General features: G+C 60.2%; 25 protein-coding genes and 3 pseudogenes. 10 read left to right on the top strand and 18 right to left on the bottom strand.

The genetic code is table 11. From position 1 onward, the window contains the following. Positions 1–49: 49 nt before the first annotated feature. From BDD18_RS10640 to BDD18_RS10610, 7 genes are all read right to left on the bottom strand, one after another. Positions 50–544, bottom strand: coding sequence for a COG4648 family protein (locus BDD18_RS10640; RefSeq protein WP_244939063.1), 495 nt, complete (start codon positions 542–544; stop codon positions 50–52). 113 nt (positions 545–657) lie between these two features. After that, positions 658–1089, bottom strand: a complete 432-nt coding sequence (tnpA, locus tag BDD18_RS10635) for an IS200/IS605 family transposase (RefSeq protein WP_026437438.1) — start codon at positions 1087–1089, stop codon at positions 658–660. A 216-nt stretch (positions 1090–1305) separates the two neighbouring features. Beyond that, positions 1306–1566, bottom strand: coding sequence for an acyl carrier protein (locus BDD18_RS10630; protein WP_142083130.1), 261 nt, complete (start codon positions 1564–1566; stop codon positions 1306–1308). A 35-nt stretch (positions 1567–1601) separates the two neighbouring features. Beyond that, positions 1602–1862 (bottom strand): phosphopantetheine-binding protein, encoded by a 261-nt coding sequence (locus BDD18_RS10625; protein ID WP_142083128.1) that lies wholly within the window; start codon positions 1860–1862, stop codon positions 1602–1604. Continuing rightward, positions 1849–2625: a lysophospholipid acyltransferase family protein gene (locus tag BDD18_RS10620; RefSeq protein WP_142083127.1), complete on the bottom strand. Its 777-nt coding sequence runs from the start codon at positions 2623–2625 to the stop codon at positions 1849–1851. Before BDD18_RS10620 ends, BDD18_RS10625 begins: the two co-directional genes overlap by 14 nt. Then, positions 2618–3280 carry a beta-ketoacyl synthase chain length factor gene (locus BDD18_RS10615; RefSeq protein WP_170207395.1) on the bottom strand — a complete coding sequence of 221 codons (663 nt, stop codon included), beginning with the start codon at positions 3278–3280 and terminating at the stop codon, positions 2618–2620. The genes BDD18_RS10620 and BDD18_RS10615 overlap by 8 nt, the downstream gene beginning before the upstream one ends. Positions 3281–3574: 294 nt before the next feature. Next, a protein-coding gene (locus BDD18_RS10610; protein ID WP_142083123.1) for an IS5 family transposase occupies positions 3575–4386 on the bottom strand; the annotation gives its coding sequence in 2 pieces (ribosomal slippage) (positions 3575–4056 and positions 4056–4386; 813 coding nt in all). A 113-nt stretch (positions 4387–4499) separates the two neighbouring features. Between BDD18_RS10610 and BDD18_RS10605 the strand changes: the two are divergent. Next, positions 4500–4781 (top strand): annotated as a pseudogene (locus BDD18_RS10605) (transposase); the annotation flags it as partial. Positions 4782–4790: 9 nt separating this feature from the next. On the opposite strand, the gene BDD18_RS10600 reads toward BDD18_RS10605, so the two are convergent. From BDD18_RS10600 to BDD18_RS10565, 7 genes and pseudogenes are all read right to left on the bottom strand, one after another. Then, positions 4791–5219 (bottom strand): hypothetical protein, encoded by a 429-nt coding sequence (locus BDD18_RS10600; RefSeq protein ID WP_142083121.1) that lies wholly within the window; start codon positions 5217–5219, stop codon positions 4791–4793. A gap of 389 nt (positions 5220–5608) precedes the next feature. Then, positions 5609–6130: a hypothetical protein gene (locus BDD18_RS22485; RefSeq protein ID WP_244939062.1), complete on the bottom strand. Its 522-nt coding sequence runs from the start codon at positions 6128–6130 to the stop codon at positions 5609–5611. Positions 6131–6161: 31 nt separating this feature from the next. After that, positions 6162–6722: a hypothetical protein gene (locus BDD18_RS10585; protein WP_142083120.1), complete on the bottom strand. Its 561-nt coding sequence runs from the start codon at positions 6720–6722 to the stop codon at positions 6162–6164. Positions 6723–6750: 28 nt separating this feature from the next. After that, positions 6751–7002: a hypothetical protein gene (locus tag BDD18_RS10580; protein WP_244939061.1), complete on the bottom strand. Its 252-nt coding sequence runs from the start codon at positions 7000–7002 to the stop codon at positions 6751–6753. Positions 7003–7169: 167 nt separating this feature from the next. Then, positions 7170–8169 (bottom strand): annotated as a pseudogene (locus tag BDD18_RS10575) (fumarylacetoacetate hydrolase family protein). After that, the gene (locus tag BDD18_RS10570; protein WP_142083118.1) at positions 8166–8333 is read right to left on the bottom strand and encodes a helix-turn-helix domain-containing protein; all 168 of its coding nucleotides are present in this window, start codon (positions 8331–8333) and stop codon (positions 8166–8168) included. The pseudogene BDD18_RS10575 and the gene BDD18_RS10570 overlap by 4 nt, the downstream one beginning before the upstream one ends. A 92-nt stretch (positions 8334–8425) precedes the next feature. Next, a complete protein-coding gene (locus tag BDD18_RS10565; protein ID WP_142083116.1) occupies positions 8426–9472 on the bottom strand; it encodes an IS630 family transposase in 1047 nt (348 codons plus the stop codon). A 128-nt stretch (positions 9473–9600) separates the two neighbouring features. Here BDD18_RS10565 and BDD18_RS10560 point away from each other — a divergent pair, with 128 nt between their 5' ends. The 4 genes and pseudogenes from BDD18_RS10560 to BDD18_RS22750 all read left to right on the top strand — a co-directional run bounded on the left by BDD18_RS10560 (position 9601) and on the right by BDD18_RS22750 (position 11525). Next, positions 9601–10617: a Bug family tripartite tricarboxylate transporter substrate binding protein gene (locus tag BDD18_RS10560; protein ID WP_142083114.1), complete on the top strand. Its 1017-nt coding sequence runs from the start codon at positions 9601–9603 to the stop codon at positions 10615–10617. A gap of 61 nt (positions 10618–10678) precedes the next feature. After that, entirely contained in the window at positions 10679–10903 is a 225-nt protein-coding gene (locus BDD18_RS10555) for a hypothetical protein (RefSeq protein ID WP_211360743.1), read from the top strand. Between the two features lie 115 nt (positions 10904–11018). Then, positions 11019–11301: pseudogene (locus BDD18_RS10550) on the top strand (transposase); the annotation flags it as partial. 98 nt (positions 11302–11399) lie between these two features. Then, positions 11400–11525 carry a hypothetical protein gene (locus BDD18_RS22750; RefSeq protein ID WP_273624413.1) on the top strand — a complete coding sequence of 42 codons (126 nt, stop codon included), beginning with the start codon at positions 11400–11402 and terminating at the stop codon, positions 11523–11525. Positions 11526–11581: 56 nt separating this feature from the next. On the opposite strand, the gene BDD18_RS10545 is transcribed toward BDD18_RS22750, so the two are convergent. Beyond that, positions 11582–12028 carry a hypothetical protein gene (locus tag BDD18_RS10545; RefSeq protein ID WP_244939060.1) on the bottom strand — a complete coding sequence of 149 codons (447 nt, stop codon included), beginning with the start codon at positions 12026–12028 and terminating at the stop codon, positions 11582–11584. Between the two features lie 365 nt (positions 12029–12393). Here BDD18_RS10545 and BDD18_RS10540 point away from each other — a divergent pair, with 365 nt between their 5' ends. Next, complete coding sequence (locus tag BDD18_RS10540) at positions 12394–12843, top strand: HU family DNA-binding protein (RefSeq protein ID WP_142083113.1); 450 nt, start codon at positions 12394–12396, stop codon at positions 12841–12843. Positions 12844–13119: 276 nt separating this feature from the next. On the opposite strand, the gene BDD18_RS10535 is transcribed toward BDD18_RS10540, so the two are convergent. The 3 genes from BDD18_RS10535 to BDD18_RS22480 all read right to left on the bottom strand — a co-directional run bounded on the left by BDD18_RS10535 (position 13120) and on the right by BDD18_RS22480 (position 15631). Continuing rightward, positions 13120–13791 (bottom strand): hypothetical protein, encoded by a 672-nt coding sequence (locus BDD18_RS10535; RefSeq protein ID WP_142083111.1) that lies wholly within the window; start codon positions 13789–13791, stop codon positions 13120–13122. A 90-nt stretch (positions 13792–13881) separates the two neighbouring features. Beyond that, on the bottom strand, positions 13882–15393 hold the full coding sequence (locus tag BDD18_RS10530; protein ID WP_142083109.1) for an Arm DNA-binding domain-containing protein: 1512 nt from the start codon (positions 15391–15393) through the stop codon (positions 13882–13884). Continuing rightward, on the bottom strand, positions 15386–15631 hold the full coding sequence (locus tag BDD18_RS22480; protein ID WP_142083107.1) for a hypothetical protein: 246 nt from the start codon (positions 15629–15631) through the stop codon (positions 15386–15388). The genes BDD18_RS10530 and BDD18_RS22480 overlap by 8 nt, the downstream gene beginning before the upstream one ends. 125 nt (positions 15632–15756) lie before the next feature. Between BDD18_RS22480 and BDD18_RS22265 the strand changes: the two genes are divergently transcribed. From BDD18_RS22265 to BDD18_RS10505, 4 genes are all read left to right on the top strand, one after another. Then, entirely contained in the window at positions 15757–15984 is a 228-nt protein-coding gene (locus BDD18_RS22265; protein WP_210570618.1) for a hypothetical protein, read from the top strand. Positions 15985–16039: 55 nt separating this feature from the next. Continuing rightward, a protein-coding gene (locus BDD18_RS10515) for an IS5 family transposase (protein ID WP_142083105.1) occupies positions 16040–16851 on the top strand; the annotation gives its coding sequence in 2 pieces (ribosomal slippage) (positions 16040–16370 and positions 16370–16851; 813 coding nt in all). A gap of 510 nt (positions 16852–17361) precedes the next feature. Then, on the top strand, positions 17362–17982 hold the full coding sequence (locus BDD18_RS10510) for an HAD family hydrolase (protein ID WP_142083103.1): 621 nt from the start codon (positions 17362–17364) through the stop codon (positions 17980–17982). 211 nt (positions 17983–18193) lie between these two features. Then, on the top strand, positions 18194–19156 hold the full coding sequence (locus tag BDD18_RS10505; RefSeq protein WP_142083102.1) for a chromate resistance protein ChrB domain-containing protein: 963 nt from the start codon (positions 18194–18196) through the stop codon (positions 19154–19156). Positions 19157–19180 lie beyond the last annotated feature (24 nt).

Below are 19180 nucleotides of genomic sequence, written 5' to 3'. Positions count from 1 at the left end.
GAGTTGTTGGACAGGGACGGGAAAAAATCGGTTGGCTCTGCTCAGCACGCTAATGTGGCCCCAGCGTCAGCGCACCGCGCCGGCGCACCCACTGGCGCACCAGCCACTCGCCGCCCATCAGGCAGCCCATAAGCACATAGGCGACAAGACCGTTGTACAGCGCCCAGGTGGCATCGCTACACCTAGCGGCGGTGTAGCCCGCGGCAGCACCGTTGGCCACGAAGAACGCACACCACGCGGCGGTCACCTTGCGCGTGTAACGCACGCCGGACTCAGGCAGGTCGGGCTGGGTGATGCGGGCCACGCGCTCGATCACTGTGGGCGGGTAGCGCAGGCTCACTGCGAACACCACCAGCAGCACGGCGTTGACCAGCACCGGATAGAGCTTGACGGCCAGGGCATCGGCGCGCCACCAAGAGGCCAGCGCCAGCACGGCCGCGCCCAAAGCCACGGCCCACCAGTAGCGCTGGCGTGTGGCCACGGCACGCAGCACGGCCAGTAGCACCAGCAGCACGGCCAGCCACTGCGGCGCCACGCGGCCCATAGGTAACCATCCCCCGGCAAAGCCGGGGGCATTCGGGATGTGAGCCGCTCAAAGCGGCTGTAAGGGGTCGCTAACGCGGCCCCTCATTCTTGGGGCCACCTATCGGTGGCTACTCACCTCCATAGACCGAGTTGGTCCAACCTCTCGTCTTCCTTCTCCTGGTTTCGGATGTACTCCCGTATCACCGCTTCGTCGCGTCCCACCGTCGAGACGAAGTACCCTCGCGCCCAGAAGTGCTGACCCACGAAGTTGCGCTTTCGCTCTCCGTACACCCGCGCAAGGTGGATTGCGCTCTTGCCTTTGATAAAGCCCACCACCTGCGACACCGAGTACTTCGGTGGGATCGACAGCATCATGTGCACGTGATCGGGCATCAGATGCCCCTCTTCAACCCTGCATTCCTTTTGCGCGGCCAACTTTCTGAATACCTCACCCAGGTGTTCGCGTAGCTGCTTGTACAGCGTTCGCCTTCGACACTTGGGGATGAAGACCACGTGATATTTGCAATCCCAGGCCGTGTGACTCAAACTTTCATACTTGTCCATCGTGTTTCTTCCTTTCGTTTGCTTGGCGGCTCACGATTGAAAGTCTCTACGGTGGACAACCTCCTGAAAAGTCAAACTTCTACTGCCTCCCCGGCAGAGCCGGGGGGCCTCCTTTTGGTAGCTAGGTACACGCCCAGCGGGTACAGCACCGTCAGCACCACCAGCACGGCGGCCACAAGCTTGTGCATGATGATGGCCGGCCGCCAGGCTGCGCGCTCAGGCCGGGGAAGCGGCGTCGTTCACCAGGCTGTGCAGGGCGTCGACCACGTCCTGTACCGTGCGCACTGACTTGAAGGCGTCGGCGTTCAGGCGCTTTCCCACCCAGGGTTTGAGCTGCACGATCAGGTCCACCGCATCGATGCTGTCGATGTCCAGGTCGTCGTACAGGTGGGCCTCTGGCGTGATACGGTCGGCGTCGATTTCGAACGTCTCCTGCAGGATCGCGGCGATGCGTTCGTAGATGGCTTCTTTGTTCATGTCGAATTTTCCGTGAATGCCACTCGCTTCGTCTGTCAGTGCGTACGGCTGGCGGCCACGAAGGCGACTAGCGCCTGCACGCTGCCAAAGTGCTTGCGCGTCTGCTCCGAGTCGGCCGACATGCTCAGGCCGTAGCGCTTTTGCAGGGCCAAGCCGAGCTCCAGCGCGTCGATGGAGTCGAGGCCCAGCCCCTCGACGAACAGCGGCGCTGCGGGGTCGATGTCTTCGGGCGCGATGTCTTCGAGCGCCAGGCTGGAGATGATTATTTCCTTGATTTCTTGCTCAAGTTGAAGCACAGGCAGGTCCCTTGAAAAGTTGTTCGGACAGGTGCTCGGTCACATGGCGCACAGCCAGGGAATCGCTGGCAGCCGAGTCACAGAATTGTTCCACCGCGATATCGGGTCGCACCTCGATGGTGAAGTGCGGCTTGCTCACGGGTACCTTCCACCACGGCGTTCCCTTGGTCAGCATGGGCAGGCTGCAGTGAATGTGCACGGGTGTGATGTCGATGCGCCCTTTCACAGCTACATGGGCCGCGCCGCGCTGCAGCTTAACCTTGCCGTGCAGCGGCGTGCGCGTGCCTTCGGGGAAGATGATGAGGTTGTTGCCATCCAGGAGCGAGCGCACACAGTCCTCCAACAGGCCCGCGCCGTCGCCATTGGTAACGAAGCCCGCGGCCCTGATCGGACCGCGCGTGAACGGGTTGCGCGCCAGCGCCTCCTTGACGATGCAGTCCGCATTGCGCACGAAGGAGATCAGGAACACCACGTCAATCAGCGAGGGGTGGTTAGCCAGGATCAGAAGGCCCCGGCGCTGTAGGCTTTCGCGTCCATGCACCTCGTAGGAGATCACGCCCACGAACTTCATGAGCCCCACGAAGCAACGAAAACTGTGGTGAATGATGGTCTGGCACAGCTGCTTCTGGCGCACAGCCCCGCGTACGAAGAGCATGGCCACGGGGCACACGACGATGCCCAGCACGATGCCACCCAGACCGAACACGGAAAAACAGAAACCCGTGGCCACGATGCGCCAGACGCGATTGATCGCTTCACGCATGCACACGCTCCCACTTCCATTGACCCGATTCATGCCTATGCACTAGGTTTTTGCGGTCGCCTTGCAACAGAAAATGCAGTACGTCGAGCCCATGAGGCAAAGCTGCAGCTTCGCCACGCTCGTCAGGCCGGCCCACCATATCCACCGCGTGCAGCGTAAACCCCGCCTCACCAGGCTTCATGCGTGCAAGTCGCAAAGCCCAGGCGTATTCGGCTACAGGCTCATCGTGGAACGACGCGTAGTCGGGCGGCAGCGGGTCGTCGTAGCAAACTAACAGCACTTCGTCAGCGGCCCCCGCGTCTTGCAACAGGGCCATGGCCTCTACTACGCCGGCCTCGGGCACGCAATGCGAAGACGCGACACAGACTGCGTTTGAGCGCATCCCGCGCAAAATCGAATGCTGGGCACCGACGGCGTTGTGCACTGACAGGCCGAACGCAGTAGGCGACAGGGGCTCATTCAGAGACTGCAAGCGGAGCAGAGCCAGCGCCTTATCAGCCTCTCCATAACGCGAGGCCCAAACCACGGGGATGTCTAGCCCCTCGCTTGGCGGCAATACACTGTCGACCACGGCTACCGCCATCTTCGCTAGATGACCCAATCGGCGTCGCGTCATGGCGGGTATGTGTGGCAGCTCAACCGCGGTAGCGCCCACCGGGCACACCGGCGCCTTAGCCCACTGTAGCCATTGCTCTTGATTTTGTAGCCCAGGTGCTATCGCAGCCCAGCCCCGAACCGACAACGCCACACTCACCCCCCTAGAAACGATTTTATGCAAGGCATGTACAAACACCTTTTGTTACACGCCATTGATTATCTCAAATATATCCGTCAGCCAGGCCGGTTGCCGCCGACCGAAAACGGTCCGTCGGGGGCGCAGAAAAAAATCTGGACTGGTTTTATCCCACACGCCCAAGGCTCACCCGGTACTCAATGGAACTTAGAGCGGCTAACAAAACGGCAAAAGCCTTCGGACGCAGATGACGCAACAAGCCAGAGAAAGCAGAGCCGTATGAATGTCGATGCGGCGCTCGAAGCGGGTACGCAGCTTGCCGAAGGCTGCCAGCCAGGAATGGGTGCGTTCGACTACCCACCGATAGCGTCCGAGCCGGTCATTGCGCTCGATGCCCCTGCGGGCGATACGGTCCTGAATACCGCGGCGCTTGAGGTGAGCACGGCACCGGGCGAAGTCATAACCCTTGTCCGCATGCAGCTTACCGGGCCAGCGACGCGGCCTGCCTGGCTTGCCACCCACGGCAGGCAGGGCATCCACCAATGCCTCGAAGACCATCGAATCATGGCGATTGGCTCCGGTGACGCAAAACATCAGCGGGATGCCCTGTCGGTCCGTGATCAGATGGCGTTTGCTGCCGAGTTTGCCCCGGTCCGTCGGGTTGGGCCCTGTGTGCGGGCCCCCCGGGGGCTGGGCACGCTGGCTCCATCTATACAGGCGCGGCTGAAGTCCAGCTTACCGGCGCTGCGCAGTTCAGTCAGCAATGCCATATGCAGACGGTGCCATACACCTGCGCTCTGCCAGTCACGCAGCCGCCTCCAGCAGGTCATGCCGCTGCCAAAGCCCAATTCCTGTGGCAGATGCTCCCAAGGTGTACCCGTGCGCAGCACAAACAGGATGCCATTCAAGGCTTGCTCATCACTCAGCCTGGGTCTGCCGCCCTTGGGCGAAGGTTCGACTAAGGGCAGCAAAGGCGCAATTCTTTTGTACAACGCTGCGCTGATTTCTTTGTTTCTGTTTTTTCCCATGCCGCGTCAAACGCACAACGTGCATTCGACGATGACAGGCTTTTGTTAGCCGCTCTTAGAGCGGCTAACAAAACCTTGTCATCGCCTGACTGGAGTTGCGCGTTTGGCGTAGCGTGAGAAGAGATAAAGAAATCAGCGCAGCGCTGTGGAAGAAGCTCAAGCCGCTACTGCCAGAGGTCAAGCCGTCACACAAGGGTGGGCGGCCTCGACTGGAAGACGAACTCGCACTCAATGGAATCCTCTTCGTGCTTCGCACCGGCATCCCTTGGGAAGACCTGCCGCAAGAATTGGGCTTCGGTAGCGACATGACGTGCTGGCGCAGGCTGCGCGATTGGCACAGCGACGGCGTATGGCATCGCCTTAACAAGGTGTCTATGAAACCGGCTGCAGCCCACCGTGGGCTACTACCGAAGAATGGACTCGGCCACCAATTTGGCGAGGTTGTCAATCAAAATCAAATGATCTCCTAAGTTGGATTTTTCCAAGACGATCGGGCTATTCAAAACCCACGCTTCCTTGCCGTCACTCACGCGGAAGAGTGAACCATTTTGGAGTGTCACGAAGTCAGATCGAAAAGTCATTGGCGCAGCGTTTCTGAATTCACCGAGGTCCAGGATGAGCACGTAATCGGCTGCAGCGCTCTTGCCCGCTTCTAGGGCGTCTGATTTAACGATGCTCGCGGAGTGATTGAGTTTTGCATCCGCTTCGAAGGGTGTCGCCTTGAACTTAGACAGGGTACTGAGTTCGCGGTGCACTGCCACTTGAAGCTTTTTGCCACTTCCTGCTCCTTGCGCATGGGCTTTCCCCCCTTGTACAACGTCGCGTGAAGGCATGATCAAGATTTTGGATCCGTCTGCGATGGGCTCTGACTTAGTAGCCGACATCGATGCACAGCCAGAGAGTACGACCAAGCATCCAATAACTGCTAGTGCACGGCCGAGAAAGGAAGTATTTTTTTTCATGAGGACTGAAGTTTGTGCTGTTAGTTATGACTTGGGTTTTGGAGCAAAGAATGGATACGCATCGTCGAGCCGACCTCCATCTCTTGCGGCAGAGTTCATCACTGTACGGTAACCGTCCGGCGAAGTCATCTTGAATTCGACCGCAGAAGATAGCAAAAAAGATCCGATGGAAGTCACATCATGTCCTTGCAATGTGGCCCTTGCAACCGTCAAAGCAAGACGTCGACGAAGGTCAACGCCTGGCTTCTTTTTTGTGGAGGCTACGCCACTCGTTGCTCGAAATCCCCCAGTCTCGCCTCAAACGGCTCCAGGGCATCATTGGGCGCCTGTAGCTGCGTCAGCCCCAGCCACTCCCGGATCTGCGGCGGTTCCAGCTGCCCCTTGTTGCTGAGCTCGTTGACCATCCGAAGATAGATGGCTCGGTTTTCGGCGAGCAGTATCTGAGCACGCTCGTACTGGGTCTGCAGCCCTGCTCCAATTTCCGCATTGGTACTGGCCACATCCGTGTTGATGTTCTCCCCCGCCTCCGTGCTGACATCCACATGGCTGATGAGCACGGCGACCAGATCGGCTTTAGCCGCCTCGACCATTTCGCGCAGGATCGGGATGCGCTCCTCGGGCTTGACCAGCAGGAGCAGGTGCAGGAGCAATGTGAGCAGGAGCGCTATCGCCGCGCCCGCCACGAAGAGCCAGGCATCCATCGGATCCCAACCCCGATGGAAGATGAGATACGTGTTGGCTGCGGTCAGCGCCAAAAGCGTCAGATGGGTGACCCAGTGCATCGGAGATTCCTTTCATGTCCATGCCAGTGAGTCAGCTCATCCACAGCGTCTCGCGGTACACCGCCCTCTGCATCTCGACGGCCCGCCGGACGTCCAGACCTTCATAGGAGCCCAGCCCCAGGAGGCAGGCGAGATAGCGTCCGGTCTGCGCGTCGCTATCACGCAGCGCCTGCAAGGGTTGACTCAGTACCTTCTCCCGGACCCGGCTGATCCGCTGGTACATGTCCAACGGTGATTCGATCTTCCGCCCCAGCATGAGCTCGCGCAGGCAGAGGTAGTAGCCACAGGGGTTGACCAACAGCGCCACCGCCACAGGCTCCCAGCTGGATTTGAGAACCAGGGTCCGGCAACGGCGGGCACGCTCCATGGCTGCCAGACACTGAGACAACGCCGTCGGGCCTCCTTCGTCCTTGTCTTGGGGTGCAGAACGCAAGGGCATCAGGTAAGCGGAGACCAGTTCATCGGATGCAACGACTGCACTGACGAATGGCACCAGTGCCTGGTTGGATAGCGGCGGTAGTTGCTTGAGCAACTGGGCGCGCTCTTCGGCGTGGATCTGCGCGGCATGCTGACTCTGGGGGTGTCCAAACATGTCCTGGGTCCCTTGTCGGGCTCGGTGATTACGCACGGGAGGCTCCCTTCTTGGAGGTTGCCCTGCGTTTGGCCGCTCGGCTGCTGACGTCTTCCATCCGCCCGCGCGGCGTGAGGATGAAGTCCTGTTGCGTCAAGAGCTGAACGATCTCAGCCGCGTCAACGTCGCCCAGGATCTGGGCTACGCACAGGGGCAGCTCGACGAAGTGAACCGCTGCGGGCAGGCGCTCAATGAGTTCCAGCACCTGCCAGCGCTCATCAGGTGCTATTTTCAAGCCCATCGCGGATCTGCCCAAGGATGCCCGAATAGGCATCGCGTTGGCCTTTCACCGATGCAATGACAACCCGGTCATAGTGCGTTTCAGAAGCACGGCCGAACAATTGCTTCTGTCTATCAGTCCAAAATAGACCCACAGGTCCGCGCGGCAATTTAGCCGGGCAATCTGGCTCATTGTTTTCCCGAAGGAAGAGAGTATTTCACCTCTTGGTCAATGGCGCCAAACGGCGCGGGCTGGCCCTGCCCGTCCAGCGCCACCATGCGCACCCGCTCGCCAAAGCGCAGAAACGGTGTGTGCGGCGCGCCGTCGGCCAGCGCCTCGACCATGCGGCGCTCGGCGATGCAGGGCGAGCCCACGGCCACATCCGCATTCGACACGGTGCCCGAGCCAATCAGGGTGCCTGCCGACAGCCTGCGCGTGCGCGCTGCATGGGCGATCAACTGGCCGAAGTCAAAGTGCATGGCGCCGCCGTGCGGGTGGCCAAACCATTCGCCGTTGCGCTGCGTCTGCAGCCACAGGTGCACACGGCCGCCGTTCCACGCTGCGCCCAGTTCGTCGGGCGTGATGGCGATGGGCGCGAATGCGGTGGAGGGCTTGGCCTGCACAAAGCCGAAGCCGCTTTTGGCCTCGTGCGGGCCGAAGGCTCGCAGGCTCCAGTCGTTGATGAGCACGATGAGGCGCACATGCTGCAGCGCCTCTTCAGCGGTGACGCCCAGGGGGGGTTTCGCTGAGCACCACGCCAAACTCGCCCTCAAAGTCGATCTGGTCGACCTCGGACGGCAGGGGCACTTCGTCGTGCGGGCCCAAAAAGTCGTCGGCCGCGCCCTGGTACATGAGCGGGATGGTGTCGAAATCGGCAACGGGCGGCACCTTGAAGGCGCGTTCCATGAGGTGGCCGTGGTTCAGAAACGCCGAGCCGTCCAGCCACTGCCAGGTGCGTGGCAGCGGGGCCAAACACTGGCGCGCATCAAAGGGCATGGCGCCCAGAGCGGCGGGCGCGCTCACGGTGCGGGCCAAGTCGTGCAGCGCGGGCTCCACCACGCTCCAGCGCTCCAGTGCATCGAGCAGCGTGGGGGCCACGGGGCAGGCGTCGATGCAGCGGCGCGCGTCGTCCGACACGACCACCAGGCGGCCATCGCGCTGGCCGTTGCGCAAGGTCGCGAGTTTCATGGCGTCGCCCCGGTAGCGGGTTGTAGCGGCAGCACGGGGTCGAAGATCGCCACGGCCCGTGTCACCGCTGACGGCGAGAGATGCAAGAGCTCTGCGGCACGAGTAAAGCTACCGGTATCCGCGACTGCAAGGAACGCTTCGACTTGACGGAAGGTGATGTGCATGGGCGTACTTTGAAGGCGCCCTTCAAAGTCTTTCAAAAAATGTGATCACACGCACTTTATTGAAAAGAAACCAAACAACTTGACAAAACAAATCAAGCCGCATATTTGACACTGTTCTTCTGGAAGAACTGTTTGACCTTGGCAGGTGTTTTTTGCAGGTGGCGCAGGTGCCCGATCGCCGCTTGCTTGAGTTGCCCCTTGCGCCGGTTGGGCGCTTTGCTTGTGACGGCCGCCTTCAGGTTCGCATTGAGCATCTCATCGGGGTTCAACTCGGGGCTGTAGCTGGGCAGGTAGAACACCTCGATATGCGCCTTGTTTTGCTCCAGCCACGCCTTCACAGACTTGGCGTGGTGCACTTTCAGGTTGTCCAATATCAGGAACACTTTGGCTCCGTTCTCTTTCCTGGCCTCCTGCACCAGACGCTTCATGAAGTCGATCAGGATGGCCGCATTCATGCCCCCCTCAAAGCTCTTGAAGCGAACCTTGCCCCGGTTGGTCACGCTGGAGATGATGGACAGGCCTTCTCTGCGCTGGTTGACCCGAATCTCTAGCGTCTGGCCTATCGGGGCGTAAGAGCGGCCCCGCACATCATCTGAGCGCAGACCGGTCTCGTCTGCCCAGTGAATCTCAGCTCCTTCGGCCTTGGCCCTTTGCTCGATGGCGGGGTATTGCTCATCGAGCCAGTGACGTACGGCCTGTGGTTGTTGCTCGTAGGCACGCTGGATGGGCTTTTGTGGTGTGAAGCCCCAACGGCGCAGGTACAGACCGACACCTTGCAGCGTCAGGCGGACACCGCAGCGCTGTTCAATGAGCAGTCGTACCGCCTGGCGTGTCCACAGCGCGAAGTCCATCTTCAGCTGATCCGGGGTGTGGTCAATGACCAGGCGGCGAATGTCGCGTTCTTGCTCCTCGCACAGTGCACGTAGCACCCCAACGGGACGCCCGCATGGCTTATCTGTCAGGGCCTTGGCACCACCCTCTTCGTAGCGCTTGCAGATGTCAAACACCCCGGTGCGCGACAGGCCCAGATCGGTCGCGATGGCCTCGTAGGTCCAGCCCGAGCGGCGCAGCTTGATCACCTGACGGCGCCGCTCTTGCCGCGCCTCAGGTGTGAGTTTCCTCATGTCGATCATTTCCATGAGGATTATCTGGTGACAAAATAATTAATTTCAAGAGGTTTGATTTCTAATCAATAATTCTCTCCCAGAATCGCGGCTCCACTGCATTGCACTCTGCAGTCGGCACGCCAAGCAACCAAGGAGACCACATGTCGAATCTCATCTCACGGGATACATTCCCTCAATCGCAGCGTAGGGATTTTCTGAAGACTGCAACTGCCCTCGCGGCCGCAGCCGCGTCTCCCAACCTCTGGGCTCAAGGCGGTCAGCTCGAAATGGCAAGGCTGATCACGGGATTCTCAGCCGGGGGCACCTCTGACACACTGTGCCGCCGCTTGGCTGCACGGATGACCGGCGGCTACGCCAAGTCGGTGATCGTTGAGAACCGCACTGGCGCCGGTGGTCAGATCGCCATTCAAGCGATGAAATCTCTCCCACCAGATGGTTCTGCAATCCTGCAAACACCAATGTCGATGCTGGGTATTTATCCTCATATCTACAAGAAGCTGCCGTATGACCCCCTCAAGGATGTCACTCCTGTATCGGTAGCATGCGTGTTCGACTTTGGCTTCGCTGTTGGACCCGCGGTTCCGGCATCCGTGACCACTGTGCCTCAGTACGTTGCCTGGGCGAAGGCAAACGCGAATGGTTCGTATGGCTCACCAGCTGCCGGTTCTGTGCCGCACTTTATTGGAGTTCTTATTGGACGCCAACTGGAACTCGAAATGACGCATATCCCCTATCGAGGAACACAGCCGGCCATCCTCGATATGGTGGGTGGACAACTTCCAGCGGTATGTGGACCCATCGGTGACTTTTTGCCGCACCTTGCTGCCGGCAAGTGCCGTGTTTTGGCAACGAGCGGGGCTACGCGCAGCCAGTTCGTTTCCGGTGTGTCCACACTGACCGAACAAGGCCTCAAGAACATGAGCTTCACCGAATGGTTTGGAATGTTTCTGCCTGCCGGCGCTTCTGCAGAGACGGTGCAGCGTGCCAATGCTGCACTTCGTCCAGCGTTGGCCAGTACCGAAGTTGTGGAGGGCTTGGCCGCAATGGGGTTGCAGGCAACCTCCTCCACTCCTGCAGAACTGGCTGCCCGACTCAAGAGCGACCATGACCGCTGGGGCCCCATCGTTAAAGCCATTGGCTTCACCGCTGAATCATGAATCGCCAAAGCCTCATTGAACGTTTGCCTACGTCACGGCGCTGGGCCCACTGCTTGACGAGATGCAGCATGAAGAATTCTTTGCTCGCCCGGCCACCGAGGGGATTGCCCGTGCGCTGCAAGGTGCAGAACTTCTGAGGCACTCAACGCCCGAGGTCATCGACATCTTCATGAAAACCCGTCTGGGTGGCGGGACGAACAACTGGGGGGCGATGTTCGGCACCCTGGGCCCGGGGGTGACACAGTCCCAGGCTGACCGTGTGGTCGAGCGCGCTTGCCTCTGGTGATGCGGCGGGAGCTTGAAGCACTGGAAAAACCTGGTTCATGACACCCAATGCATCGAGGCTGGAAATCACCGGCGCAAAGCTGAGATTGAGGCGCTGCATGACATCTTGGGCAACTCTGATTCTGGACAACCTGCGGATGCATCACGCTAAGCAGGTCAAGGCGTGGCTGGCAGAGCACGCCGACGCCATCGAGGTGCTCTACCTGCCCAGCTACAGCCCGGAGTTGAACCCCGATGAGATGGCCAATGCAGACATCAAGCAAGCGGTGACCAAGCTGGCCCCGGCGCGCACGAAGCTGCAATTGGTGAAGGCCACCGCAAAGCACTTGCGCAGCGTGCAGCGTCGGCCCGAGCGCACGCAAGTACTTTGAGCACGGGCCGGTGCGCTATGCGGCTTGATGCAATTTCACAGGGGCCGGATCAATAAGAGCTCCACTTTTCAGGGGCAACCTCATGACCACCTTGACCCACTACCAATACAGCGCTACAAACCCGCCATGACAGCCCTCTCCGATCCCATCGTCATCGGCCTGATGATTTTCAACATCGTGATGCTGCTCGGCTATTTCTCTTCCAAATGGCTCAAGGCATGCGAGCCCGGGGCCAAGAAAGAACATTCCTGAGCGCAGTTTGCTGCGCCTGTGATGGCCAAGGATCGAAGCTCTTCACTGAACTGCTGCTAGCCCAGCCGGTAGTTCCCCTTTTGCCCCTCACGAACCATCCCTGCATCAATGACCCTGCGCAATGCCAGGCCCACTGAGCCTTTGGGTATCCCTGCTCCGTCAGCAATGGCCACTTGCGTCAGAGGCTTCCAGCTGCGTCGATCCAGGACTTGTTTGAGATAGGCCAGGACCTTTTGGTCATTGGCGCTCAGACGCTGACGTGGGCGAGCAGGTTCCGCCGTCACGCTCGCTGTCGCCTTCTTTCGCAGCGGTTGTTTGGGCTGCACTGGCTTGATCTGCACGTCCTGTGCTTCTTCAACGCCCAGGGCGCTGGGCTGCACACGTGCGCGTGGACTGCGATCGGACAAGTCCACCAGCACCGGGGGTTCGGCTGCTGCGAGCTCCATGGCGGACCCGTACAGGGTCTTGAGCTGTTCTTCCATCGCCTGCAGCTCGTGTGCCATCCGTGCAATGCTGCGAGCTGTGCGTAGGCGCGATCAGCATCATTGCCGAAGGGTTCGCTGGCAACCATATGGACCACGCGACTGGCGTGTTGCTGTACGTCCTGGGCCAGCGCATTGCGCGCTGCGTACAGGTTTTCACCCGCCTTTTGAAGTAGTAGCAATGTCTTTGGGCTTATGGACATGAAGACTCCCGATAACGATCGCCACGCTTGCAATGGCGTAGCGTGCATTTGAAAGATGAAAGTGTATGGGAGCCTCGTTGTGGCGGCTGCGCATGCATCGGCGAGGCCCTGCTCCTAGAATTGATTCGTCTGTCTGGATTCTTCCGTCAGCAAACATCCAACCCATTTATCACGAGACCCACCATGGCCACCGCAAAGAAAGCCCCCGCTCCTGCCAAGAAGTCCACGAAGTCGGCCCCCGCCGCCAAGAAGGCCGCTGCCACCAAACCCGCAGCAGCGGTCAAGCCTGCGGCAGCAGCCAAGCCTGTCGCAGCAGTCAAACCCATCAAGACGGCTTTCAACAAGACCACCCTGGTCGCCCACTTGGTCGAGCAGTCCGGTGTCGAGCCCAAGGCCGCCAAGGCCGTGCTCGCTGCACTGGAGTCGGCGATCCTGGGCTCGGTGCACAAGAAGGGTTCCGGCGAATTCACCCTCCCCGGTCTCCTCAAGATTGGCCTGCTGCAAGTGCCTGCCAAGAAGAAGCGTTTTGGCAAGGATCCGTTCACGGGTGAAGAGCGCTGGTTCCCTGCCAAGCCCGCATCGGTCAAGATCAAGACCCGAGCCCTGAAGAAGCTCAAGGACGCAACGCTCTGATGGCCTTCCCAGCGCGATCCTTGCGGCCTCCGAGGGGCCGGTGGATCCCCTGAATCCGCGCTGAGAGCAAGCGCCCCTGCCACAGCTGCGTGGGCACTTTTCCTATCTGGATTGCGCCGTCCTTCGTCAGGTGGAAGTAGACGCGCATGCCAACCCGCCACCCCATGTCTGCCGGCAGCGCAACCCTCTGACGCCGGTCGATCCGTTCTGTGTATGTCCGGGATGGATGGGCCCGGCGGCCCTTGGCTTCGAGTTTCCGCATGTGCATGGTCACACTCAATGCACCTGCATCTGCGCAGTACCCAGCGCTGCCTGAATGCGGGCGACCTGCTGGGGATCGACATCGCCATCGCAGTCCATGCCCAAGACCTGGGCCAGGGTGCTGCCGAGCTCCGGGTGACTGCGGCGCAATTGGCGCAGAGGCTCCTGCAACAGTTCACGCTGTGCCACTGCGATCCGGCTGCGATAGGAGCGAGGCGAGACAGCCACCGGCACCAGATGCCCACCCAGCGCCTGCTGGCGTGCGCACCAGTAATAGCCGCAGGACTGCACAAATGCCGCCACAGCGGCCACTTCGCGCTCGTGGCGGTGCAGCAAGCCCCAATGCGTCCCTGCCCTCTCAGCGGCACGCTCACTCAAGTCCAACGGCATCGTCGGCGCATGCCCTGCCGCAGACGTTGCACCGACATGCGGAAAGTAGGCCTTGACCAGATCGTCATCGGCAAAGAGGTCGTGCAGGAACTGGTGAAGCGCGCCGATGGCGACCTGCGGCATACGCATCTGGATGTCGAGGCGGCGGCGATCGATCTCGGTTGCTGACGGATGCAGCTGGCTCAAGGTGTACCGCACCGACGGGCGGGTGGCGACTGCGGAGGGTGCTGAGCCTGCGCGGACTGCAGGCTGGGAAGCGGTGCACAGCGAAGACAGTGAAGAGGTGTTTGCGTTCATGGTGTGCCTGGGGAATATGAATGTGGGGGCAAGGCTCCGCCCAGACTGCCGGTTTTTGCAGCCGTTGAGCGGAAGAAGGAATGAGCGGACTTACGCGCTGGCGCGGGGCGAGTGCGTGCGTCCTGTGCGCATCCAGGGACCCGGTGGGGCCTGGGGCTCGCCCTTGTGATGGACGGCCGGCAGCACGATATCCGTGGGACGACGGGTCATGGCGCCGCTGGTGTTGCCACGCAGGGATGCACCGGCCTGTGCGGGCTTGTGCACGCCGCGTGGCTTGGGTACGGCTTGCGGTGCTGGCAGCACCGGGGCATAGAGGTCCGTATGCACCGGGCGCAGCCCTGCGTCTGCGCCGCCCTCTTCCATGCGGATGACCTGCCCTGTGGCCATGCGACTGGCCAGCAGACGCTCCATGGCCGATCCGTCCTGGCGTGTGAGGTTGGGTACGTAGCGGCTGTAGACCTTGAACAGCATCTCCGTGCTGGTGTGGCCGAGCTGGCGTGCGATCCATTCGGGCGCTTCACCGGAAGCCAGCCACAAGGTGGCCGCGGTGTGGCGCATCTGGTAAGGCCTGCGTTCAGTCATGCCCAGATGGCGCAGCAGGGGATACCAGATGCGGTCCGTGAAGTTCTTGTTATCCAATGGCGCGCCCATCAGGTTGCAGAACACGTAGTCGGACAGTTTGCCTGTCACCTCGTACTGCCTGGTGAGAGCCTCGACCACCGGCTGGCTCATCTGGATGTCCCGCTGGCTGCCGTCGGTCTTGGTGTACTCATCCTCTCCAAGGACGAAGGTTTCCCGGACCCGGATCAGGCGGTGCTCGAAATCGACGTAGCGCCATTTGAGACCATGGACTTCGCCGGTGCGCATGCCGGTGAAGAAGCGCACGGTGAAGTAGTTGCGATAGTCTGCGCGGACGGTGGCCAGGATGCTCTGCACATCCTGCAGACTGAACGGATCCACATCGACCTTGCGCACACGCAGCCGTTTGATGTTGGTCGTGGGCGTCGTAAACTCGAAGCGGTCGGCGGCTTCGTCCATGATCTGGCACAACGTGCCAATGATCTCGTTGATGCGTTTGGGTGAGAGTCCTTCCTTGTCTCCGCGACCTTTTACTTTGGCGAGTGTGGCGCGGTAGGCAAGGATGTCGGATTTGGTGATGCTGCTGACCACCTTTTGTCCGAAGTGCGGGATCAGGCGGGCGTCCAGGGTGGAGCGCAAGGATCGGATGTGGCTGCGGCGCCATTCGATCTCGTGTTCTTTGAACCACTGGGCCGTGAATTCGCAGAACAAGGGGCCGGTCGCCTTCGGCTCCGCGGTCGGCTTCTCTGCCGCCTCTGCACTCGCCTCTGTCACCACCGTGGCAGCCGCCTTCTCAAGTTTCGCCCGTGCAAAGCGCTTGAGCGCTTTGCTGTTGGGAAAGTAGTTGGCGTAGACGAAGGTTCCCGCGTTGATCTCGGACTCGATCTTGGCGAGGACTTTTTCCAGCTTCTTGCGGTTGGTTGGAGAGTCGGTCAATGCCGTGTATTCACGACACCGCTGTCCCTGAAATCTGAAGTCCATGAACAGTGTGCCCATGGTGTCTGAGTTTCGGATACTACCCATGAAGTACACCTCCATTGGCCATCGGGATGGCGCTCATCCCCGTGGGTCTCGCAACTGAGACCCGCATCATGTCTCGTTGAATGGCCTCCCAACGGTAGAGGATCTTTCTTCCACCAAAGGGACGAAAGTAATGAATCCCCTCAAGTAGGACGCTGTCCTTCAATCGCTCGCGAATAGTCCGCACGTCGTACTTGATCCGGGCAGAAAGTTCCTCTGTGGTTAGTAGTTCAGTTTCCATATTTCTCCTTCGTCATTCAGCTTTATTGATAGACGTCTTTATTGTATGTCGCACAAACACATTGTCAACTCGTCTAGCAATAAAGATTGTTGACCCCTTAGAATGCCGAATCAGCCGAGAAGCACATGAGCCGAAATCAACTAAACATAAGGGTGAGCGATGAGTTGGAAGAGCTCATCGACAAGAAGCGCATCGAGCTTGCATCGACGCTGAAGGTCATTCCTACGCGGTCTGACGTGGTTCGCTTTGCCCTTGAGAGTTACCTCGGGGTATCCGTGAAGCAAACTGATGCGGACCGCCGAACAACAGAAGGCAAGGCCATTTCGGCAAAGAAAAAATCCGCTGACTATTGAGAGCGGCTAACAAAAGCCTGTCATCGCCCAATGCCCGATGTGCATTTGATACGGCATGGGAAAAAACAGGAACAAAGAAATCAGCGCGGCGCTGTACAAAAGGCTTGAGCCGTTGCTGCCGGCCGCGAAGCCCTCGCCCAAGGGCGGCAGGCCGCGACTGAGTGATGAGCTGGCCTTGAATGGCCTCCTGTTCGTGCTGCGCACGGGCACGCCTTGGGAGCACCTGCCCCAGGAACTGGGCTTTGGCAGTGGCATGACCTGCTGGAGACGACTGCGTGACTGGCAGGCCGCCGGTGTGTGGCACCGTCTGCATCTGGCGTTACTGGACGAACTGCGCAGTGCAGACAAACTTGACTTCAGCCGCGCCAGCGTGGATGGGGCCAGCGTGCCCAGCCCCCGGGGGGCCCGTATACGGGCTCCAACCCCACGGACCGGGGCAAACTCGGCAGCAAGCGCCACATCATCACGGACCGCCAGGGCATCCCGCTGATCTTTTGCGTCACCGGAGCCAACCGCCATGACTCGGTGGTGTTCGATGAGCTGGTTGACGCATTGCCAGCGGTGGGCGGCAAACGCGGCAGGCGCCGCCGCTGGCCCGAGAAGCTGCATGCGGACAAAGGTTATGACTACCCTCGGGGCCGTGCCCACCTCAAGCGCCGAGGCATCCAGGATCGCATCGCCCGCAAAGGCATCGAGCGCAATGACCGGCTCGGGCGCCATCGGTGGGTTGTCGAGCGCACCCATGCCTGGCTCGCTGCCTTTGGCAAGCTGCGCACCCGCTTCGAGCGCCGCATCGACGTTCATGTGGCCCTGCTTTCCCTGGCTTGCTGCGTCATCTGCATTCGCAATCTTCTTCCGTTTTGTTAGCCGCTCTGAGTAGGCACCTTTGAACTTAAACCAACCGTTCAGGCTAAGCCTGTCGAGGCCTTGCAAGGCACTTCGTCAAGCATGGAGGAGTTCAAGTTGGTTGATGCCGACTCAATAATGGGCGATCCACGGTCCCTTGTGTAAGCACTTGACATACAGACCACAAGTCATCTCGCGACGGCATGCCGATGGTCAGTCGAACACACTGGCTGCGACTCATCGCGACCGTCCATGCAACAACATCGATGCCCCCTTTGACAGCAATTGCGGTCTGTCCACTTCGAGAAAGCGCACGGCGTGCGACACATTGAGGTCATTGGGTAGGCGACCGATGGCGTTTTTTCAGCTCCGACGCTCGAAGGACAGATTCCGCTGGAACCGGCGCTGTGCATTGCGCTATTAGCGGTTCGGATGCGAAACGTCCGACTGGGGGTTGCGCCGAATGCTCGGGGGCTGCAGCATAGGTACAACCTAACAGTTATCGAAATTTCCCATCGTTGATCCATCAAAGTGTCCGATACCAGAACCATTGCACTCGACGCCGACGGAGTCTTGTTGGACTACGCGAAAGCGTATGCCAATGCCTGGGCGAAGTATTCAGGGACCGTCCCGGTCGAGCACGATCCCTACGCATATTGGCCCATGCAACGATGGGGTGTGCCCCAGTTGACAGGGCGAGCGCTGGAAGATTTCCGAGCGCATTTCGATGAGGTGTTCTGGAGTTCTATTCCTGCCGTTGGCGGCGCTCTGAAAGCCTGCGAACTCCTTGCGAACAACGGCTATGAACTGGTTTGTATCACCGCTCTCGACGCCCGGCACGCGCTAGCCCGCAAGCAGAACCTGCTTTCGCTGGGCTTTCCGATCACTAGGGTCATCACCACCAGCCTGCATGCTCCCCTGGAGAGTCCAAAGGCTGCGGCACTGAGAGAACTGAAACCGCTGGCATTCGTGGATGACTTTGGGCCGTATTTCGCCGGTGTCGGCCCCAACATCCACAAGGCGCTGGTTGTCCGCGATCCGAATGGAAGCCCAAATACCGGAGAGGTGCTGACACTGGCAGATTCACACCATGCGGATCTGCACGAGTTTGCTTGCTGGTGGTTGGAGCGCAATTCTGTGAGTCTCCTGTAGACCCTTGATTGTTCAACAGACCAAACACCGTCAAGGTCGGCTCCGCAGCGTTTGCGGTCGTTACCGTTCCGCCTCTGAATGCGTAGTTTGTGCATAGAAGCGGCCATTCTGCTGACCCCGCAAGTAGTGAAGCGAGCAGCCAATCCATTCGAGGTTATGTAGAGATCGCTACATTGTTGCAGCATTCGTGACGGCTCGCTAAGCTGCCGTCATGTCTCTCACCTCTGACACTTGGCTGGCTTTCGTCGTCAGCCTCCCATCCGCGGCGGCCACAGCGCGCATGCGGATCTGGCGTGCCGTCAAGGCACAGGGCTGTGCCGCCTTGCGCGACGGCACCTATCTGCTGCCCGCACAGGCGGAGCAGGCTGCGCAGCTACAAACCCTGGCCGACGAGGCCCTGCAAGAAGGCGGGCAAGCTTGGCTGCTGCGTGTTCAAGCGAAGGACATGGCTGAGCAAGCAGCCTACCAAGCGCTGTTTGATCGAGCGGCCGACTACGCGCCATGGCTTGAAGAGTTGGCGCAAGCGCGCCAGCTTATTTCCACGCTGCCTGCCGCCGAGCTTCAGCGCCTTCAGCGTCGGCACGCGCGCACCTACGAGGCCATCCGCAAGATCGACTTCTTTCCGGGTGAATCCTCCATCCGTGCCGAAGCCCAATGGCGGGACTTCACGAACGCGGTCGAAGCCATCCAGTCACCCGGCGAACCCCAGGCCGCAGCGGGCCGCATTGCCCGGCGTGACCGCATGCAGTACCAGGGGCGCCTGTGGGCAACACGCCGCCATCTCTGGGTAGATCGCGTGGCAAGTGCTTGGCTCATCCAACGCTTCATTGACCCCGCTGCGCGCTTTGTGTGGCTGGACTTGCCCGCCGACTGTCCTGCTGATGCGCTGGGTTTCGATTTCGACGGAGCGACTTTCTCCCACGTTGGCGACCGGGTGACGTTTGAGGTGCTGATGGCGAGCTTTGGCCTGGACGGAGATCGCGGCCTCCAGCGCCTGGGGGCCATGGTGCATGCCCTGGACGTGGGAGGCACTGCCACACCCGAAGCCAGCGGCTTCGAGGCTGTGCTGGCCGGTGCACGCAAGCGCTGGCCGGACGACGACGCACTGTTGGCTGACGTGGGCGGGGTGCTGGATTCGCTCCATGCCCATTTCTCGACCCTTCGTAAGCCTTAGTACCTCACCACCTCAGGAATGAAC

The organism is Acidovorax temperans (assembly GCF_006716905.1).
Lineage (GTDB): Bacteria > Pseudomonadota > Gammaproteobacteria > Burkholderiales > Burkholderiaceae_C > Acidovorax > Acidovorax temperans.
The sequence above is the reverse complement of the archived record's forward strand: the minus strand, read 5'-3'. Positions and strand labels throughout refer to the sequence as shown.

What these genes read in the sequence shown, in the direction of transcription:
- tnpA (WP_026437438.1), bottom strand. Translation starts at nt 1,089, where the DNA reads ATGGACAAGTATGAAAGTTTGAGTCACACGGCCTGGGATTGCAAATAT.
- BDD18_RS22265 (WP_210570618.1), top strand. Translation starts at nt 15,757, where the DNA reads ATGAGCCGAAATCAACTAAACATAAGGGTGAGCGATGAGTTGGAAGAG.
- BDD18_RS10565 (WP_142083116.1), bottom strand. Translation starts at nt 9,472, where the DNA reads ATGGAAATGATCGACATGAGGAAACTCACACCTGAGGCGCGGCAAGAG.
- BDD18_RS22750 (WP_273624413.1), top strand. Translation starts at nt 11,400, where the DNA reads ATGACAGCCCTCTCCGATCCCATCGTCATCGGCCTGATGATTTTCAAC.
- BDD18_RS10640 (WP_244939063.1), bottom strand. Translation starts at nt 544, where the DNA reads ATGGGCCGCGTGGCGCCGCAGTGGCTGGCCGTGCTGCTGGTGCTACTG.
- BDD18_RS10530 (WP_142083109.1), bottom strand. Translation starts at nt 15,393, where the DNA reads ATGGGTAGTATCCGAAACTCAGACACCATGGGCACACTGTTCATGGAC.
- BDD18_RS10540 (WP_142083113.1), top strand. Translation starts at nt 12,394, where the DNA reads ATGGCCACCGCAAAGAAAGCCCCCGCTCCTGCCAAGAAGTCCACGAAG.
- BDD18_RS10505 (WP_142083102.1), top strand. Translation starts at nt 18,194, where the DNA reads ATGTCTCTCACCTCTGACACTTGGCTGGCTTTCGTCGTCAGCCTCCCA.
- BDD18_RS22480 (WP_142083107.1), bottom strand. Translation starts at nt 15,631, where the DNA reads ATGGAAACTGAACTACTAACCACAGAGGAACTTTCTGCCCGGATCAAG.
- BDD18_RS10630 (WP_142083130.1), bottom strand. Translation starts at nt 1,566, where the DNA reads ATGAACAAAGAAGCCATCTACGAACGCATCGCCGCGATCCTGCAGGAG.
- BDD18_RS10555 (WP_211360743.1), top strand. Translation starts at nt 10,679, where the DNA reads ATGCAGCATGAAGAATTCTTTGCTCGCCCGGCCACCGAGGGGATTGCC.
- BDD18_RS10545 (WP_244939060.1), bottom strand. Translation starts at nt 12,028, where the DNA reads ATGGCACACGAGCTGCAGGCGATGGAAGAACAGCTCAAGACCCTGTAC.
- BDD18_RS10620 (WP_142083127.1), bottom strand. Translation starts at nt 2,625, where the DNA reads ATGCGTGAAGCGATCAATCGCGTCTGGCGCATCGTGGCCACGGGTTTC.
- BDD18_RS10570 (WP_142083118.1), bottom strand. Translation starts at nt 8,333, where the DNA reads ATGCACATCACCTTCCGTCAAGTCGAAGCGTTCCTTGCAGTCGCGGAT.
- BDD18_RS22485 (WP_244939062.1), bottom strand. Translation starts at nt 6,130, where the DNA reads ATGCACTGGGTCACCCATCTGACGCTTTTGGCGCTGACCGCAGCCAAC.
- BDD18_RS10560 (WP_142083114.1), top strand. Translation starts at nt 9,601, where the DNA reads ATGTCGAATCTCATCTCACGGGATACATTCCCTCAATCGCAGCGTAGG.
- BDD18_RS10600 (WP_142083121.1), bottom strand. Translation starts at nt 5,219, where the DNA reads ATGCCTTCACGCGACGTTGTACAAGGGGGGAAAGCCCATGCGCAAGGA.
- BDD18_RS10580 (WP_244939061.1), bottom strand. Translation starts at nt 7,002, where the DNA reads ATGGGCTTGAAAATAGCACCTGATGAGCGCTGGCAGGTGCTGGAACTC.
- BDD18_RS10585 (WP_142083120.1), bottom strand. Translation starts at nt 6,722, where the DNA reads ATGTTTGGACACCCCCAGAGTCAGCATGCCGCGCAGATCCACGCCGAA.
- BDD18_RS10535 (WP_142083111.1), bottom strand. Translation starts at nt 13,791, where the DNA reads ATGAACGCAAACACCTCTTCACTGTCTTCGCTGTGCACCGCTTCCCAG.